Here is an 18,512-nt window from a genome sequence, read left to right as displayed (position 1 = left end):
GCAAGCTCGCTCCTACAATTTTCGCAAGTCAACCTGCCGGGCGGCTGATACGAATCCGCCGGCGCGCACTGAGCGTCAGTCGGATCGACAGCATCAGCGCCGCACAGCTCAAACCGGCAATCAACCCTTCCCACAGCCCGCTCGGGCCGCTGGCCGGACCGAACCAATCGGTCAATCCCAGCACGTAGCCGACCGGCAGGCCGATGCCCCAATAGGCGAACAAGGTCAGGATCATCGTCACCCGGGTGTCCTGGTATCCACGCAGCGCGCCGGCGCAGATCACCTGGATGGCATCGGAAAACTGATACAGCGCGGCATACACAATCAACATCGACGCAATCTGGATCACGGCCTTGTCAGGTGTGTAGATCGAGGCGATAGGTTCGCGCAGTAGCAGGATCAGTGCCGCCGAGAACGCCGCGAACACCAGGGCCGCACCGAGTCCGACCTTCGCCGCGAAGCGCGCCTGCCAGGGATTGCCGGCCCCCAGTGCCTGGCCGACGCGCACGGTCACCGCCATGCCCAGCGAATAAGGAATCATGAACAGCAACGAGCTGATATTCAGGGCGATTTGATGCCCTGCCACCACGGTGGAGCCGAGACTGCCGATCAACAGGGCGATGACCGCGAAGATGCTGGACTCGGCGAAGACGGCGATACCGATCGGCAGGCCAATGCTGACCAGGCGCTTGATCACGGCCCATTTCGGCCGGTCGAAGCGCACCAGCACACGGGTGCGGGCATAGAACGGGGCCCAGAAGGTCCAGCCGGCCATGCTCAACGCCATGAACCACATCACGATGCCGCTGGCCCAGCCGCAACCGACGCCGCCCAGGGCCGGTGCGCCGAAATGGCCATAGATCAACGTGTAGTTCAGCGGGATGTTCAGCAGTAGCCCGCATAAGCCGATGACCATGCTCGGACGGGTCCGGCCCATGCCATCGCTGTAGCAGCGCAGAACGTAATAGAACGCCATGCCCGGCAAGCCGAAGGCGATTCCGTGCAGGTAACCCATGCTCGGTTCGATCAATTGCGGATCGACTTTCATCCAGTGCAGGATCGGCTCGGCGCCGAGCAACAGGCCGCTGCCGATCAACCCGACACACAATGCGAGCCACAGCGCCTGACGGACCAACGGGCCGATTTCGTCAAACTGCCTGGCGCCAAAGCGTTGGGCGACCTTGGGTGTGGTTGCCAGCAGGACGCCGGACATCAACAGGTAGACCGGAATCCAGATCGAGTTGCCCAGGGCCACCGAGGCCAGGTCCCGTGGGCTGACGCGGCCGGCCATCACCGCATCGACGAAGCCCATGGCCGTGGTGGCCAGTTGCGCGATCATGATCGGCAGGGCCAGGCCGAGAAGGCCCTTGAGTTCCAGGCGTATGGGTGTTTTCCGCGCAGGCGCAATGGCGGCGGTATTTTCGATTACAGGATTCAATGGCGAAACGTCCAAAAGGTTTTGAAGCACAGGCGCGCATTCTACGCGTTGACGCGGCAGTCAGGAAAAGACCCGTGTTACCGATTTGTAATCAACCCCTCTGTAGGAGCGAGCTTGCTCGCGATGGACGTCAACGATGACGCGGGATGCCTGAATGAACGTGGCATCCCTGCGTCCATCGCGAGCAAGCTCGCTCCTACAGTGAGATGCGTCTAGGCGTGATGCATCATCTACGCCTAAACTGCCGATCCGCCAAAGGAGCCTGCCATGCTGATTGTTGCCGACGAAAATATCCCTCTGCTCGATGCCTTCTTCGAAGGCTTCGGTGAAATCCGCCGGGTACCGGGTCGCGCCATCGACCGTGCCACGGTCGAGCAGGCCGATGTGCTGTTGGTGCGCTCGGTGACCAACGTCAATCGCGCGCTGCTTGAGGGCAGCAAGGTGCGCTTTGTCGGTACGTGCACCATCGGCACCGATCATCTGGACCTGAATTACTTTCAGCAGGCCGGTATCACCTGGTCCAGCGCGCCGGGCTGCAATGCCCGTGGTGTGGTCGACTATGTGCTCGGCAGTCTGCTGACCCTGGCCGAAATCGAAGGTGTCGACCTGACCCGGCGTACCTACGGCGTGGTCGGTGCCGGCGAAGTGGGTGGACGCCTGGTCAAGGTCCTGCAAGGCCTGGGCTGGAAGGTGCTGGTGTGCGATCCACCACGGCAAGCTGCCGAAGGTGGTGACTACGTCAGCCTCGAGCAGATCATCGAGGCGTGTGACGTCATCAGTCTGCACACGCCATTGACTAAACAGGGCCCGCAGTCGACCTGGCATTTGTTCGATGAAAAACGTCTGAACCAGCTCAGGTCCGGCACCTGGCTGATTAATGCCAGTCGCGGGCCGGTGGTCAACAACGCGGCACTGCGCAATGTGCTGCTGGAGCGCGAAGACCTGCAAGCGGTGCTCGATGTCTGGGAGGGCGAGCCTGAAGTAGACGTGGCGCTGGCCGAACTCTGCGTGCTGGCAACGCCGCACATTGCCGGCTATAGCCTCGACGGCAAGCAGCGGGGCACCGCGCAGATTTATCAGGCCTATTGCGATTTCCTTGGGCATCCAGCCCGTGTCAGCCTGGGCGATTTGCTGCCGGCGCCGTGGTTGTCGCAGGTGACCCTCAATGCGCAAAGTGACCCGGCCTGGGCGTTGGCGATGCTGTGCCGTGGCGTGTATGACCCGCGACGTGACGATGCGGACTTCCGTCGCAGCCTTGTGGGCAGTGTCAGCGAGCAGCGAGCGGCATTTGATGTGTTGCGCAAGCAATACCCGTCGCGCCGTGAGATCGACGGGTTACAGGTGCGGATCGAGGGCGACTCGGCTGAGTTGCAGAGGATTGTGGCGGCGTTGGGGGCAACGGCAATCTGATATGGCCCCTTCGCGAGCAGGCCCGCTCCCACACTGGATCTTCATGCACCAAAAATCCCCTGTAGGGGCGAACCCTGCTCGCGATGGTCGTCAACGATGACGTGGGAGACCTGACACCCCATGGTGCTCTCAGGTTCATCGCGAGCAAGCTCGCTCCTACAGAGAGGGGGTAATTGCCTTTTTTGCCGGCAATAAAAAACCCGGCCAACAATGGGCCGGGTCAAGAAGACGGTGGCTATATCACTTTTGTTCGGCAGGCTTGACCAATCGCTTCTCCAGTTCGCTGCAAGCTTTCTGGATCATTTCTTCAGTGATCGGTACTTCGCGGCCGTGCTCGTCAATAATCGAGCAACCCAGAGACTGGTCTGGTTGCGTGCGGATCACTTGAATCTTGTCATCGCTGCTGTGTTGCAAGGACATGGCCTGTCTCCTCATCAGGTTGGTAGCTTACTGTAGAACCGCCAGGTGACCGGGCTATGACAACTCCCTGCGATCTTTCCGGGGGGGCAGAACCAGTGCAGCAGAAATGACCACGCGTGGCTACCCGAACTTTAGACCAATAGCGTCTAGCCTCTAGTGTTGGTGGACATAATTAACCTGACTCATTGTGATTTGCAGCGAGCCACCCCATTGAGCGGTATAGGCTGACCCTAATGACTGCCTTGTCCAGGATGATAACGATGCTCTCCGCCCGTCACCGCCGTGCCATTCGCCTGGCCAGTCGCTTCATTGCGCCATATCGCTGGCAGGCCTTTGGCGCCTTGCTGGCGTTGATCGTCACCGCTGGCATCACCTTGTCCATGGGGCAAGGCATCCGACTGCTGGTGGACGAGGGGTTCATGACCCAGTCACCGCATCTGCTCAATCAGTCCATCGGTCTGTTCATGTTACTGGTGGTGGGATTGGCGATCGGAACCTTTGCACGGTTTTACCTGGTGTCGTGGATCGGCGAGCGCTGCGTCGCCGATATCCGCCGCAACGTGTTCAATCACCTGATTTACCTGCACCCGGGGTTTTACGAAGACAATCGCAGCTCGGAAATCCAGTCCCGTCTGACCGCCGACACTACGCTGCTGCAATCGGTCATCGGTTCTTCGCTGTCATTGTTCCTGCGCAATTTGCTGATGGTGATCGGTGGGATCGTCTTGCTGTTCATCACTAACCCCAAACTCACCAGCATCGTGGTGGTTGCCTTGCCCCTGGTGATCGCGCCGATCCTGATCTTCGGGCGCCGGGTGCGTAACCTCTCACGCCTGAGTCAGGACCGGATTGCCGATATCGGCAGTTATGTGTCCGAAACCCTGGGGCAGATCAAGACCGTTCAGGCCTACAACCATCAGGTCCAGGACGAGCGACGGTTTGCCGTGACGGTGGAAGAGGCGTTCAACACCGCGCGCAAGCGCATCTTCCAGCGGGCCTGGCTGATTACCCTTGTGATCGTGTTGGTCTTGGGTGCGGTCGGGGTGATGCTCTGGGTTGGCGGCATGGATGTCATCGCCGGGCGAATTTCCGCTGGCGAGCTGGCGGCGTTCGTGTTCTACAGCCTGATTGTCGGCAGCGCGTTCGGCACGTTGAGCGAAGTGATTGGCGAGTTGCAGCGGGCAGCCGGTGCGGCCGAACGGATTGCCGAGTTGCTGCGTTCCGAAAACATCATCCTGCCGCCGATGGCGGGCGCGGTGAAGCTACCGGAGCGGGTCAATGGCCAACTACAACTGCACAATGTGCGTTTTTCCTACCCGTCGCGGCCGGAAAATTATGCTGTCGACGGGTTGAGCCTGACCGTCAATGCCGGTGAGACGCTGGCGCTGGTCGGGCCATCGGGGGCCGGAAAATCCACGGTGTATGACTTGCTGCTGCGTTTTTACGACCCGGCCGAGGGGCGCATCCTGCTCGATGGCGTGCCGTTGACTCAACTCGACCCGCTGGACCTGCGTCGCTGTTTTGCCTTGGTGTCGCAAACCCCGGCGCTGTTTTTCGGCAGCATTGAAGAAAACATTCGCTACGGCAATCCGCAGGCGACGTTGGCCGAGGTAAAGGAAGCGGCAAAAATCGCTTACGCCCATGACTTTATCGAAGCCATGCCCAATGGTTACCAGACTCATCTGGGGGACGGTGGCCTCGGCTTGTCCGGCGGTCAGCGCCAGCGCCTGGCCATTGCCCGTGCGCTGCTGGTAGACGCGCCGATCCTGCTCCTGGACGAAGCCACCAGCGCCCTCGACGCCCAAAGCGAACACCTGATCCAGCAGGCGCTGCCGAGCCTGATGAAAAACCGGACCACCCTGGTGATCGCCCATCGCTTGGCCACGGTGAAAAACGCCGACCGAATAGCGGTGATGGACCAAGGGAAGCTGGTGGCGGTGGGCACGCATCTGGAGCTGATTGCCAGCAATGCGTTGTACGCGCGGTTGGCGGCGTTGCAGTTCAGTGATGGATTGATTAACGCTGGGGTGCTCTTGTAGGAGAGAACCTGCTCGCAATGGTCGTCAACGATGACGCGGGATGCCTGACACCCAGCGGCACTCTAATGTCCATCGCGAGCCTGCTCGCTCCTTCAGTGATCATTGATCATCAAAGTATCGCTCATGCCAATCCACGATTGGCTGCGGTGAGTTGAGCTTCTCGCCATAGATCACCGAATACGACAGCACGTTTTGCACGTACTGGCGGGTTTCGTCGAACGGAATGCTTTCCACCCACACGTCGAAACTCAGGTGGTCCGCACCACGCAGCCATTGGCGCACTCGGCCCGGGCCGGCGTTGTAGGCGGCGGAAGCGAGGACGCGGTTGCCGTTGAACTGGCTGTGCACCTGGCTCAGGTACGCGGCGCCGAGCTGGATGTTCTTGTCCGGGTTGAACAGTTGCTGTGGCGAGCTATAGGGAATGCTGAACTTGCGTGCGGTTTCCTTGGCGGTGCCGGGCATCAGTTGCATCAGGCCCGAGGCGCCGACCCCGGAGCGGGCATCTTCCATGAAGGCGCTTTCCTGGCGGGTAATGGCAAACGCCCAGCTCGGATGCAGGCCGCGATTCTTCGCTTCACGCACCAGCGTGTTACGGTGGGCCATCGGGAAACGGATATCCAGATCGTCCCAGTACTGCGCCTGGCTGATGGTGCGAATAGCCGGGAAATACCATTTCAGGTCATAGGCCAGCTTGGCCTGGGCGACCATTTCGTCGCGGCTGAAGTGACGGCTGACGTGGTACCACTCACGGCGCCCGTCGACGATTTGCCCTCGAGCGTGGAACTCCAGGGCGCGACGTATGCCGGGGGTATTGCGCACTTTGTTGATCAGCACCTGGCTCATCACCAGCGGCTTGTTGTTCAGCGAATAGGGTGACTGCGAGCGATCCGCCGCGAGGAACCCATAAAAGTCGCGCTCACGGGCCACGTTTCGATAAAGGGTCTGGGCTTCCGGATTCTGCGGTTGCGCCAGCTCCAGGGTGCGGGCCTGCCAGTAACGCCAGCGGTTGGTGGTTGCCAGGTCCTGGGGCAGGCGGCGGGTCAACTGATAGGCATCGTCCCAGCGCGCCAGGCGCAGGAGCAGGCGCAAGCGCCATTCGGAAACCGTGTTGTCGCGCAGTTCCGGATCGTATTTGGTCATGACGTCCAGGGCTCGGCCGTCGAAACGTTTGGCGAGGGTAAGCCCGATTTCCCGGGCGATCGCCACTTTTTCATCCCGGGAGAAATGCATGCTGCTGGCGTAACCGTCGAGCAGATTCATGGCCCTGTCCGGGTCCTGGCGAGCCAGACGGCGCAGGCCGAGGCTGACCACGTCGGACATGGCTTCATCGGCCGGGGTAAAGCGTGACGGCTGGTTGAGCAGTTCTGGTTTCTGCGCCACGTCCACCAACAAGCGACCGCGAGGGGCGAGGGTGGTCATGCCGTTGACCAGGCTGTTGGCCAGTGGGTAGTTGCGTGCCTGGGCGGCGAGTTTCGCGCGTTCCCAACGCTTTTGCTCGGTCAACTGGCCATCGGCGGCCCACATGCCGAACAGGGCATCACAGGCTTCGGGCTGGGATTTACCGGTCAGCCAGAGCTTTTCAGTGTTGGCGTAACCTTCGGCTTTGAGGTTGTGGCTGATCTGGTACTGCGCATTCAGGCAGTCCAGTTCGGTGAAGTTCATTTTCGGGTCGTAGTACTTGACGAAGGTCGCCCAGTCACCCCGTTCCGCCAGCCAGCGCAACCAACGCAACTTCATCCAGTTGGCCTGGGGCAGGTCGCCGTGTTCGGCGAGGAACTTCTCGATTTCGGCGTTGCTCGCGGTTTTCAGGCGCGCGGTCAGTTCGTCATACGCCAGGTAGGGTTCCAGCGGATAGTCGGCGAGAGCCTGGCTGTAACGGAAATACGGGCCGCTATCGCCCTTGGCCAGGGCGCGCTTGGCTTCATCGTAATACTGGCGTTGGGTGGACAGGTCCACCGCCTGGGAGGATTGAACGGCAGCGGCAGACAGTAAAAAAGCAGATAAAAGATTGAAAAGGCGACTGCGCATGAGACGTCCGGGCAGAGAAAAATCATGACAAGCGCGGGCCAGGCCCACGCTGAATTGTCTGTAGCTTAGCCTTTTGCCAGCAGCCGGTGAAAGCTTTGCGGGTCTTCCCGCATCAGTTCGCAACATTTGTCATGCAGAGTGCGACGAGAGTGAAATTGCCGGCCTTCTGAAGCCTCAAGTCAGGTAGAATGCGCGCCCGGTTTTTGGAGAAGCTCATGACCCTGCTCAAATTCAGCGATGTGTCCCTTGCTTTCGGCGCTATGCCGTTGTTGGACAAGGTGTCCTGGCAGATCGCCCGTGGTGAGCGGGTGTGCATCATCGGCCGCAACGGCACTGGCAAGTCCAGCATGATGAAGCTCGTCAAGGGCGACCAGAAGCCCGATGACGGCTCCGTTTGGCGCGCACCCGGGCTCAAGATCGGCGAATTGCCGCAAGAATTGCCGGTGGCCGACGAGCGGACAGTGTTCGACGTGGTGGCCGAAGGCCTGGACGGCGTTGGCGCCTTGCTTGCCGAATATCACCATCTGAGCCAGAACATCGTCACTGACGCCGATCTGGACAAGCTGATGCACGTCCAGCACGACCTCGAAGCCCGCGATGGCTGGCGCTTGCAGACCCTCGTCGACAGCACCCTGAGCCGCCTGCAACTGCCGGCCGACAAGACCCTCGCCGAGTTGTCCGGCGGCTGGCGTCGTCGCGTCCTGCTGGCCCAGGCCCTGGTGTCCGAGCCGGACCTGCTGCTGCTCGACGAACCGACCAACCACCTGGACATCGGTGCCATCGCCTGGCTTGAAGAAGCGCTGAAGGATTTCCAGGGCGCCGTGCTGTTCATCACGCACGACCGTTCTTTCCTGCAGAACCTGGCAACCCGAATCCTCGAACTGGATCGCGGCGGCCTGATCGACTGGAACGGCGACTACGCCAGTTTCCTCGTGCACAAGGAAGCCGCACTGGCGGCCGAGGAGACCGCCAACGCGCTGTTCGACAAGCGCCTGGCCCAGGAAGAAGTGTGGATTCGCCAGGGCATCAAGGCCCGTCGCACCCGTAACGAAGGTCGCGTGCGTGCACTCAAAGCCTTGCGTGTCGAGCGCAGCGAGCGTCGTGAACGTACCGGCAAGGCCAATATCCAGCTGGAAACCGCCGACAAGTCCGGCAAGCAGGTAATGGTCCTCGATAACGTGAGTTTCGCTCACCCGGACGGTCCGTTCCTGATCAAGGACTTCTCCATGGTGCTGCAGCGCGGCGACCGTATCGGTCTGCTCGGCGCCAACGGTACCGGCAAGACCACCCTGTTGAAGCTGATGCTCAGCGGCTTGCAGCCGACCAGCGGCAAAGTGGAAGAGGGCACCAGGATCGATGTCGCCTACTTCGACCAGTTGCGCCATCAGCTGGACCTGGAAAAAACCGTGATCGACAACGTGGCCGAAGGTCGCGACTTCATCGATATCGACGGCCAGAGCCGCCACGTGCTGAGCTACCTCGGCGACTTCCTGTTCAGCCCGCAGCGTGCCCGCACGCCAGTCAAGGCGCTGTCGGGTGGTGAGCGTGCCCGTCTGTTGCTGGCCAAGCTGTTCAGCAAGCCGGCGAACCTGCTGGTACTCGACGAACCGACCAACGACCTCGACGTCGAAACCCTCGAACTGCTTGAAGAGGTCTTGCTGACCTTCAACGGCACCGTACTGATGGTCAGCCACGACCGGGCATTCCTCGACAACGTGGTCACCAGTACCCTGGTCTTCGAAGGTGAAGGCAAGGTTCGCGAGTACGTCGGTGGTTACCAGGACTGGCTGCGCCAAGGCGGCTCGCCGCGTTTGCTGGGCGTGACCGAGAGCAAGTCCGGCAAGGCCGACCTGAACTCTGCGGTGGTGAAGGCCGAGCCTGCGCCGGTTACGGCAGCTGTCGAAGCGCCAGTGGCGAAGAAAAAGCTCAGCTATAAATTGCAGCGCGAACTGGAAGCGTTGCCGGGGCAGATCGAGGCCATGGAGCAGCAGATTGCCGCCGTTGAGGCACAGATGGCGGATGCCGGCTTCTATCAGCGTCCGGCGGCCGAAACGGCTGCGGTGATTGCTCAATTGGAGCAGTTGCAGGCTGAACTCGACATCATGGTCGAGCGTTGGGCCGAGCTGGATGCCTGATTGATCTGGTAACAAAAAAAGCCCGGCGTTCAGTGATGAACGCCGGGCTTTTCATATGAAATGCAATTCCCTTGTAGGAGTGAGCTTGCTCGCGATGAGCCTGAGAGCGCCACGGGGTGTCAGGCTGCCCGCGTCATCGTTGACGACCATCGCGAGCAGGCTCGCTCCTACAAGGGCGTGTTGTCAGCTTTTGTTTTGCAGGCGCACCGCCAGCACATCGCAAGGCGCGCCATGCAGCACGTCATTGGCGGTGGAGCCCAGTAACAGTGCCAGACCATGCCGGCCATGGCTGCCCACCACGATCAGATCGCAGGTTTGCTCCTTGGCCAGGTGGTGGATCTCCTGGCGTGGCTGGCCGTAGGTCAGGTGGCTGTATTCCCTGGAGAGTTCCGGGTATTTCAGGATCAGGCGGTCAAGGCGCTCCTTGGCCTGATCGAACTGCTGCTGTTGCAGTTGTGACAGGTCCATTGGCACGTCGCCGCCGAAGGCCATCGCCATCGGCTCGACAATGTGCACCAGCGACAATTTCGCACCGTTGCTCACCGACAGTTCGCGAGCGCGGTGAATCACAGGGTCGCACTCTTCGGTCAGATCTACAGCGACCAGAATATGGTTGTAGGGCATGAGGTGCTCCTCCTGAGGGATGCAATATTGGTAAGTATGGCTGGTTTCAAGCGCATTGGTTCCAAAGTGACACAATGGGCTCATTCAAATTCGGGAGTACAGATATGACGGTCTGGATAGTGGTGTCAATCCTGCTGGTGGTGCTGAGTCCGCTGGCATGGTTGCGGCCGTCGCGAGTTCAGAGCGGGCGCATCGCCTTGCGGATGGAGGCTCGGCGCATCGGGCTGGCCATGCAATTGGCGCCTCAGGAGTGGCCGCACTGGCTCAGCCAGGAGCCGCCGAGCCCCTGCGCCCAGTACCATCGTCCTCGACGTGGCAATCAGCCGGCGTGCTGGAGTTACTGGCAAAAATCACCAGGTGTCTGGGTCAATCAATGGCAGGAAATCTGTGAAGATCGCTCGCTGCTCGATCATTTCGAAAAATTGCCGGGCAATGTCTTCAAAGTCGAAGCCAACAAGCAAATGATCGCCTTGTATTGGGGCGAGAAGGGCGAGGCTGAGGTGTTGCAGCAGATCGACGCCACCCTCAAAGCCCTCGCCTGAACCCCGATCCCCTGTAGGAGTGAGCCTGCTCGCGATGGTCGTCAACGATGACGTGGGGAAGCCTGACACCCCGTGGCGCTCTCAGATTCATCGCGAGCAGGCTCGCTCCTACAGGCGTTTTTCGCAGGCAATAAAAAGCCCGACATCATCATCGGGCTGGAGTTGGCCAGGCAGGCCGGTAAAACGGTGTGGGCTGATCTTACGCTGGGCATTCGCCAAAAGCGTTCACAATTTTTCCCTGGGTTCCGCCAGCGTAGCTTGTTAAACACGGGCTGCAGCGAATTAGGGCGAACTTTCTAACAATTGATTCTATGAATGATCTTGCATGCTCAAGCGTGTTTAAGGTCTTCGCAGTACGGATATGACCGGAAAGTCGCGTTTCAACCCGTGTTTCGGGCGATTGACAATTGTCGGAAATTCCGTGAAGGTGACGTACCCAAATCAAACGGGCGTATGAATTGAGCGTTTGTATTTCAGACCGCTCCTACAGAATCCCGACTATCGCGTTGGCGGGTGTGCCGGGGGAATGGGCGTAGCATTGACGATCAACGTCCCTGCCAAGCCATTCGCCTGCGTCCGACGTGTACTGTTCAGCTTCCATATCGTGGAGATCAGTTGATGATTTACGAAGGTAAAGCCATCACGGTTAAGGCTCTTGAAAGTGGCATCGTCGAACTGAAGTTCGACCTCAAGGGTGAGTCCGTCAACAAGTTCAACCGTCTAACCCTGAACGAACTGCGTCAGGCCGTAGACACCATCAAGGCAGATGCTTCGATCAAGGGCGTGATCGTCAGCAGTGGCAAGGACGTGTTCATCGTCGGCGCCGACATCACTGAATTTGTCGACAACTTCAAGCTGCCGGATGCAGAACTTGTTGCTGGCAACCTCGAAGCCAACAAGATTTTCAGCGATTTCGAAGACCTCAACGTCCCGACCGTCGCCGCGATCAATGGCATCGCGTTGGGTGGCGGTCTGGAAATGTGCCTGGCGGCGGACTACCGCGTCATGTCCACCCAGGCCAAGATCGGTCTGCCGGAAGTCAAGCTGGGCATCTACCCGGGCTTCGGCGGTACTGTGCGCCTGCCGCGCCTGATCGGTGCCGACAACGCCATCGAATGGATCGCCGCTGGCAAGGAAAACCGTCCTGAAGACGCGTTGAAAGTCGGCGCTGTCGACGCCGTAGTTGCTCCAGAGCAGCTGCAAGATGCCGCGCTGGAACTGATCAAGCGCGCCATCTCCGGCGAGTTCGACTACAAGGCCAAGCGCCAGCCGAAGCTGGAAAAGCTGAAGCTGAACGCCATCGAACAAATGATGGCTTTCGAAACCGCCAAAGGTTTCGTCGCCGGCCAGGCTGGCCCGAACTACCCGGCGCCGGTTGAAGCGATCAAGACCATCCAGAAAGCCGCGAACTTCGGTCGCGACAAGGCGCTGGAAATTGAAGCTGCAGGTTTCGTCAAGCTGGCCAAGACCTCTGCCGCGCAGAGCCTGATCGGCTTGTTCCTGAACGATCAGGAACTGAAGAAAAAGGCCAAGGCCTACGACGAAATCGCCAAGGACGTGAAGCAGGCCGCCGTACTGGGCGCCGGCATCATGGGTGGCGGTATTGCCTATCAGTCGGCCTCCAAAGGCACGCCGATCCTGATGAAGGACATCAACGAGCACGGTATCGAGCAGGGGCTGGCCGAAGCCGCCAAACTGCTGGTCGGCCGCGTTGATAAAGGTCGCATGACCGCTGCGAAAATGGCTGAAGTGCTCAACGGCATCCGTCCAACCCTGTCCTACGGTGATTTCGGTCACGTGGATCTGGTGGTCGAAGCGGTCGTCGAAAATCCGAAGATCAAGCAAGCGGTACTGGCCGAAGTTGAAGACAAGGTAAAGGAGGGCACCATCCTGGCGTCCAACACCTCGACCATTTCCATCACCTTGCTGGCCAAAGCCCTCAAGCGTCCGGAAAACTTCGTCGGCATGCACTTCTTCAACCCGGTGCACATGATGCCGCTGGTGGAAGTGATCCGTGGCGAGAAGTCCAGCGAGCTGGCTGTTGCCACCACCGTTGCCTACGCCAAGAAAATGGGCAAGAACCCGATCGTGGTCAATGACTGCCCGGGCTTCCTGGTCAACCGCGTCCTGTTCCCGTACTTCGGCGGTTTCGCCAAGCTGGTCAGCGCTGGTGTGGACTTCGTCCGTATCGACAAGGTCATGGAAAAATTCGGCTGGCCGATGGGTCCGGCCTACCTGATGGACGTGGTCGGCATCGACACCGGCCACCACGGTCGTGACGTGATGGCCGAAGGCTTCCCTGATCGCATGAAAGACGACCGTCGCTCGGCCGTTGACGTGCTCTACGAAGCCAAGCGCCTGGGCCAGAAGAACGGCAAGGGCTTCTACGCCTACGAGACCGACAAGAAGGGCAAGCAGAAGAAGGTGGCCGATCCTTCGGTGCTGGAAGTGCTCAAGCCGATCGTTTACGAGCAGCGCGAAGTCACCGACGAAGACATCATCAACTGGATGATGATCCCGCTGTGCCTGGAAACCGTGCGCTGCCTGGAAGACGGCATCGTCGAAACCGCTGCCGAAGCCGACATGGGTCTGGTCTACGGTATTGGTTTCCCTCCATTCCGTGGCGGTGCGCTGCGTTACATCGATTCGATCGGTGTGGCAGAGTTCGTTGCCCTGGCTGACCAGTACGCTGATTTGGGCGCGCTGTACCACCCGACCGCGAAGCTGCGCGAAATGGCCAAGAACGGCCAGAGCTTCTTCGGTTAAGCGCCCCCAACTAGAGTGAGAGTGAACTTATGAGCTTGAATCCTAGAGACGTCGTGATTGTCGACTTCGGTCGTACTCCGATGGGCCGCTCCAAGGGCGGCATGCACCGCAACACCCGCGCCGAAGACATGTCGGCGCACCTGATCAGCAAACTGCTGGAACGTAACGTCAAGGTCGACCCGAACGAAGTCGAAGACGTGATCTGGGGCTGTGTGAACCAGACCCTGGAGCAGGGCTGGAACATCGCGCGCATGGCGTCGCTGATGACCCAGATCCCGCACACTTCGGCCGGCCAGACCGTCAGCCGCCTGTGTGGCTCGTCCATGAGCGCTCTGCACACTGCCGCGCAAGCGATCATGACCGGCAACGGTGACGTTTTCGTGGTTGGTGGCGTCGAGCATATGGGTCACGTGAGCATGATGCACGGTGTCGATCCGAACCCGCACATGTCGCTGTACGCGGCGAAAGCCTCGGGCATGATGGGCCTGACCGCGGAAATGCTGGGCAAAATGCACGGCATCACTCGCGAGCAACAGGACGCTTTCGGCGTGCGCTCCCACCAACTCGCCCACAAGGCGACCGTGGAAGGCAAGTTCAAAGACGAAATCATCCCGATGCAGGGCTACGACGAGAACGGTTTCCTGAAAACCTTCGACTACGACGAAACCATTCGTCCGGAAACCACCCTGGAAAGCCTGGCGGCTCTGAAGCCGGCGTTCAATCCGAAGGGCGGCACCGTGACAGCCGGTACCTCGTCGCAGATCACCGATGGTGCCTCGTGCATGATCGTGATGTCGGCGCAGCGTGCACAGGATCTGGGTATCCAGCCTCTGGCGGTGATTCGTTCGATGGCAGTGGCAGGTGTGGATCCGGCAATCATGGGCTATGGTCCAGTACCGGCCACACAAAAAGCACTGAAGCGCGCGGGTCTGGGCATTTCCGACATCGACTTCTTCGAGCTCAACGAAGCTTTCGCCGCACAGGCCCTGCCAGTGCTGAAAGATCTGAAAGTACTCGACAAGATGAACGAGAAGGTTAACCTGCACGGCGGCGCGATCGCCCTGGGCCACCCGTTCGGTTGCTCCGGTGCGCGTATCTCCGGCACTTTGCTCAATGTGATGAAGCAGAATGGCGGTACCTTCGGGGTAGCCACCATGTGCATTGGTCTCGGCCAGGGCATCTCCACCGTCTTCGAACGCGTTTAAGCGTCTCGTTGATGGAAGCCGGGGCCAAGTGCCCCGGTTTTTGTTTTTCCGGATTTATTTTTGTTTTTATTTTGAAAAAATTTGAGTGAGGGCCAAAGCATGCCGATACAACCTGGGCTCTACCAACATTACAAAGGTCCGCAGTACCGCGTATTCAGTGTTGCGCGGCATTCGGAAACCGAAGAAGAAGTGGTCTTCTACCAAGCCCTGTATGGCGATTACGGCTTTTGGGTGCGTCCCTTGAGCATGTTCCTGGAGTCCGTCGAGGTTGACGGCGAACAGGTGCCACGCTTTGCTTTGGTGCAGGCCGAACCGAGCGTTTTTCCGCAGCCATAAGGGGAGTGCGCGCAGAGCCCTGCGCTTGACCTCATCTTGTAGCCACTATATATAGCGGTGCCGCGTCAGGCGCCAACCGCCTTTCACTTCTCGAATTCAGGAATTTTCTGATCCATGGGCAAATCGCTGGTCATTGTGGAATCCCCGGCTAAGGCCAAGACCATCAACAAGTATTTGGGCAACGAATACGTGGTGAAGTCGAGTATCGGCCATATCCGAGACCTGCCCACCAGCGGTTCGGCTAGCGCCAGCAAAGAGCCAGCCGCCAAGCGCGGCAAGGCTGCTGCGGGTGAAGCGCCGGCACTGTCGCCGAAAGAAAAAGCGCGCAAGCAGCTGGTCGCGCGCATGGGTGTCGATCCGGATCATGGCTGGAAAGCCAAGTACGAGATCCTCCCAGGCAAGGAAAAAGTCATCGAAGAGCTGCGCCGGCTCGCCAAGGATGCTGACACCATCTATCTCGCAACCGACTTGGACCGCGAGGGGGAAGCCATTGCCTGGCACCTGCGCGAAGCCATCGGTGGTGACGATACCCGCTACAAGCGTGTGGTGTTCAACGAAATCACCAAGAAGGCGATTCAGGAAGCCTTCTCGAAACCAGGTGAGCTGGATATCGATCGCGTCAACGCCCAGCAGGCGCGTCGTTTCCTCGACCGCGTGGTGGGTTACATGGTTTCGCCGCTGCTGTGGGCCAAGATCGCTCGCGGTCTGTCCGCCGGTCGCGTGCAGTCGGTTGCCGTGAAGCTGGTGGTCGAGCGCGAACGTGAAATCCGCGCGTTCATCCCGGAAGAGTACTGGGAAGTTCACGCCGACCTCGGCACTGCAAAAGGCGCGACCGTGCGCTTCGACGTGGCCCGCGAGAAAGGCGAGGCCTTCAAGCCGCTCAATGAAACCCAGGCCATGGCCGCGCTGGAGAAGCTCAAGTCTTCCAGCTACAGCATCGTCAAGCGCGAAGACAAGCCGACCAGCAGCAAGCCGTCGGCACCCTTCATCACTTCCACCTTGCAGCAAGCCGCAAGCAATCGCCTGGGCTTCGGTGTGAAGAAGACGATGATGATGGCCCAGCGTCTTTACGAAGCTGGCTACATCACTTACATGCGTACCGACTCCACCAACCTTTCGGTTGATGCGGTGGCGATGGCGCGTGCCTATATTGAAGGCGAATTCGGCAAGAAATACCTGCCGGAAACCCCGAACGTCTACAGCAGCAAGGAAGGCGCACAAGAGGCTCACGAAGCGATTCGTCCGTCCGACGCCAATACCGAGCCAAGCAAGCTGTCGGGCATGGAGCGTGACGCTGAGCGCCTCTACGAGCTCATCTGGCGCCAGTTCCTCGCCTGCCAGATGCTGCCGGCGCAATACCTGTCGACCACGGTCACTGTCGGTGCCGGCGACTTCGAGCTGCGCGCCAAGGGCCGCATCCTGAAGTTCGACGGTTACACTCGCGTCATGCCGCAAATCGCCAAACCAGGCGATGACGACGTACTGCCGGACATGACCCAGGGCGACGCGATGAAGCTGATCAAGCTTGATCCGACCCAGCACTTCACCAAGCCGCCGGCGCGTTACTCGGAAGCCAGTCTGGTAAAAGAAATGGAAAAACGCGGCATCGGTCGTCCTTCGACCTACGCGGCGATCATTTCGACCATTCAGGACCGCGGCTACGTGGCGCTGCACAACCGTCGTTTCTATTCTGAAAAGATGGGCGACATCGTCACCGAGCGTCTGGCCGAAAGCTTCTCCAACCTGATGGACTACGGCTTCACCGCGGGCATGGAAGAGCATCTCGATGACGTGGCCCAGGGCGAACGCGACTGGAAAAACGTGCTCGACGAGTTCTACGGCGACTTCAAGAAGAAACTCGAAGTAGCCGAAAGCCCGGAACACGGCATGCGGGCCAATCAGCCCGTTATGACTGACATTCCGTGCACCACCTGCGGTCGCCCGATGCAGATCCGTACCGCGTCGACCGGCGTGTTCCTCGGTTGCTCGGGCTACAGCCTGCCGCCGAAAGAGCGCTGCAAGGCCACCGTCAACCTGGTGCCGGGCGATGAAATCGCTGCGGACGACGAGGGTGAGTCGGAGTCGCTGGTGTTGCGTGGCAAGCATCGCTGCCCGATCTGCAGCACGGCGATGGATGCCTACCTGCTCGATGAGAAGCGCAAGCTGCACATCTGCGGTAACAACCCGGATTGCGATGGCTACGAAATCGAAGAGGGCACCTATCGCATCAAGGGCTATGAAGGTCCGAGCCTGGAGTGCGACAAGTGCGGTAGCGAGATGCAGCTCAAGACCGGCCGTTTCGGCAAGTTCTTCGGTTGCACCAATGCCACCTGCAAGAACACCCGCAAACTGCTCAAGAGTGGTGATGCCGCGCCGCCGAAGATGGATCCGGTGAAGATGCCTGAGCTGAAGTGCGAAAAGGTCAACGACACCTACATTCTGCGCGACGGTGCATCCGGTCTGTTCCTTGCGGCCAGCCAGTTCCCGAAAAACCGCGAGACTCGTGCTCCGCTGGTGATGGAAATCATCCCGCACAAGGATGAGATCGATCCGAAGTATCACTTCCTCTGCGAAGCGCCGAAGAAAGATCCGGATGGTCTGCCAGCCGTGATCCGTTACAGTCGCAAGACCAAGGAACAGTACGTGCAGACCGAAGTTGACGGTAAGCCGACTGGCTGGAAAGCGTTCTACGACGGCGGCAAGTGGGCGGTCGAAGACAAGCGACCGGCAGCCAAGTCTTAACGCCGCGCCCCCTGTAGGAGCGAGCTTGCTCGCGAAGGGCGTCAACGATGACGCGGGCTTTCAGAATGCCCGCGTTGCTCTCAGGTCCATCGCGAGCAAGCTCGCTCCTACAGTCAGTGCGCAAGGCCGCATGAGAACCCTCGGGTTTTCATGCGGCCTTTTTGTTTTGGGCTTGCGGTTGGATCGGCTGATCCACGACACTGTCCAACCTGCATGAAGCAATTATTTCGTTGTGGAGGCTGCCGTCATGGCCCACGAACTGTATACCCGCACCAATCAGAAGATTTATTTCGCCGGCTTGTCGCTCGAAGCGCTGGCGCGCACTGAAGAGGGGCGGGCGATGAATTCGCTGGCGCTGATCCAGGCTGGGCGCGAATCCGCGCTGTTTCATCTGTACGGCGCGCTGCTGGGCCTGTGTCACGAGATCGCCGGTTTCTATCGCTTGCCTCAGGCCAATGCACCCCGTGCAGAGTTGTTGCTGACTCGCGAGGTGCTGGACACCATCGCCATTCCGGAAATGGCTGAGCTGGTCGAGTTGGCCAATAACCCGGAGACCTGGCTGGCCAAGTTGTTGGCTGCCCATGCTGCGTTGTTTCAGCCGCCGCGCGCCCCCCACAAGCCGAAAGGGGACGTGACCCAGCCACTGATTCAGGCTATCAATCTTGATGAAGACGAGGTGCCGCAAGAGCTGAGTCGGGAAGAGCTGGAGAGTTGGCGTCAGAATCTGAAAGCGCTGGCGATCCGCTTTCGCGAAGGCCTGAACGAGTGCTGACAGAAACAGTTTTGGGATGGCATTTGGTCAAGATCCCGAGCGAAGCCTGGCCGAT

At 59.7% G+C, this 18,512-nt stretch carries 13 protein-coding genes and 1 pseudogene; 9 read left to right on the top strand and 5 right to left on the bottom strand.

All coding sequences use genetic code 11. From position 1 onward, the window contains the following. Positions 1-28: 28 nt before the first annotated feature. A complete protein-coding gene (locus tag AC3WTM_RS09120) occupies positions 29-1,438 on the bottom strand; it encodes an MATE family efflux transporter (RefSeq protein WP_102669000.1) in 1,410 nt (469 codons plus the stop codon). Positions 1,439-1,705: 267 nt separating this feature from the next. Between AC3WTM_RS09120 and pdxB the strand changes: the two genes are divergently transcribed. After that, complete coding sequence (gene pdxB / locus AC3WTM_RS09115) at positions 1,706-2,848, top strand: 4-phosphoerythronate dehydrogenase PdxB (RefSeq protein ID WP_102668937.1); 1,143 nt, start codon at positions 1,706-1,708, stop codon at positions 2,846-2,848. 240 nt (positions 2,849-3,088) lie between these two features. Here the strand turns inward: pdxB and AC3WTM_RS09110 are convergent, their stop codons facing one another. Then, on the bottom strand, positions 3,089-3,268 hold the full coding sequence (locus AC3WTM_RS09110) for a PA1571 family protein (RefSeq protein WP_102668936.1): 180 nt from the start codon (positions 3,266-3,268) through the stop codon (positions 3,089-3,091). A gap of 251 nt (positions 3,269-3,519) precedes the next feature. Here AC3WTM_RS09110 and AC3WTM_RS09105 point away from each other — a divergent pair, with 251 nt between their 5' ends. Then, positions 3,520-5,307 carry an ABC transporter transmembrane domain-containing protein gene (locus tag AC3WTM_RS09105; protein WP_173677892.1) on the top strand — a complete coding sequence of 596 codons (1,788 nt, stop codon included), beginning with the start codon at positions 3,520-3,522 and terminating at the stop codon, positions 5,305-5,307. Between the two features lie 99 nt (positions 5,308-5,406). On the opposite strand, the gene AC3WTM_RS09100 is transcribed toward AC3WTM_RS09105, so the two are convergent. Beyond that, positions 5,407-7,335, bottom strand: a complete 1,929-nt coding sequence (locus AC3WTM_RS09100) for a transglycosylase SLT domain-containing protein (RefSeq protein WP_102668934.1) — start codon at positions 7,333-7,335, stop codon at positions 5,407-5,409. A 215-nt stretch (positions 7,336-7,550) separates the two neighbouring features. Between AC3WTM_RS09100 and AC3WTM_RS09095 the strand changes: the two genes are divergently transcribed. Then, complete coding sequence (locus AC3WTM_RS09095) at positions 7,551-9,470, top strand: ATP-binding cassette domain-containing protein (RefSeq protein WP_102668933.1); 1,920 nt, start codon at positions 7,551-7,553, stop codon at positions 9,468-9,470. Between the two features lie 72 nt (positions 9,471-9,542). On the opposite strand, the pseudogene AC3WTM_RS09090 reads toward AC3WTM_RS09095, so the two are convergent. Together AC3WTM_RS09090 and AC3WTM_RS09085 are read right to left on the bottom strand one after the other, a co-directional pair. Next, a pseudogene (locus AC3WTM_RS09090) lies at positions 9,543-9,620 on the bottom strand (outer membrane lipoprotein carrier protein LolA); the annotation flags it as partial. Between the two features lie 33 nt (positions 9,621-9,653). Then, positions 9,654-10,094: a universal stress protein gene (locus AC3WTM_RS09085; protein ID WP_046041383.1), complete on the bottom strand. Its 441-nt coding sequence runs from the start codon at positions 10,092-10,094 to the stop codon at positions 9,654-9,656. Positions 10,095-10,198: 104 nt separating this feature from the next. Between AC3WTM_RS09085 and AC3WTM_RS09080 the strand changes: the two genes are divergently transcribed. The 6 genes from AC3WTM_RS09080 (at position 10,199) to AC3WTM_RS09055 (ending at position 18,457) form a co-directional block, all read left to right on the top strand. Further along, positions 10,199-10,636, top strand: a complete 438-nt coding sequence (locus AC3WTM_RS09080; RefSeq protein ID WP_102668932.1) for a hypothetical protein — start codon at positions 10,199-10,201, stop codon at positions 10,634-10,636. Between the two features lie 618 nt (positions 10,637-11,254). Beyond that, positions 11,255-13,402 carry a fatty acid oxidation complex subunit alpha FadB gene (gene fadB, locus AC3WTM_RS09075; RefSeq protein WP_102668931.1) on the top strand — a complete coding sequence of 716 codons (2,148 nt, stop codon included), beginning with the start codon at positions 11,255-11,257 and terminating at the stop codon, positions 13,400-13,402. Positions 13,403-13,431: 29 nt separating this feature from the next. Beyond that, on the top strand, positions 13,432-14,607 hold the full coding sequence (fadA, locus tag AC3WTM_RS09070; protein ID WP_008023006.1) for an acetyl-CoA C-acyltransferase FadA: 1,176 nt from the start codon (positions 13,432-13,434) through the stop codon (positions 14,605-14,607). Positions 14,608-14,706: 99 nt separating this feature from the next. Continuing rightward, positions 14,707-14,943, top strand: a complete 237-nt coding sequence (locus AC3WTM_RS09065; RefSeq protein ID WP_057715655.1) for a DUF1653 domain-containing protein — start codon at positions 14,707-14,709, stop codon at positions 14,941-14,943. A gap of 114 nt (positions 14,944-15,057) precedes the next feature. Beyond that, the gene (gene topA / locus AC3WTM_RS09060) at positions 15,058-17,685 is read left to right on the top strand and encodes a type I DNA topoisomerase (protein ID WP_102668930.1); all 2,628 of its coding nucleotides are present in this window, start codon (positions 15,058-15,060) and stop codon (positions 17,683-17,685) included. A 247-nt stretch (positions 17,686-17,932) separates the two neighbouring features. Beyond that, a complete protein-coding gene (locus tag AC3WTM_RS09055) occupies positions 17,933-18,457 on the top strand; it encodes a DUF6586 family protein (protein WP_102668928.1) in 525 nt (174 codons plus the stop codon). Positions 18,458-18,512: the final 55 nt, after the last annotated feature.

Source organism: Pseudomonas sp. EU05-FHT14B02 (assembly GCF_058791055.1).
Note: the sequence above shows the minus strand (reverse complement) of the source record. Positions and strands in the feature narration are given on the sequence as shown.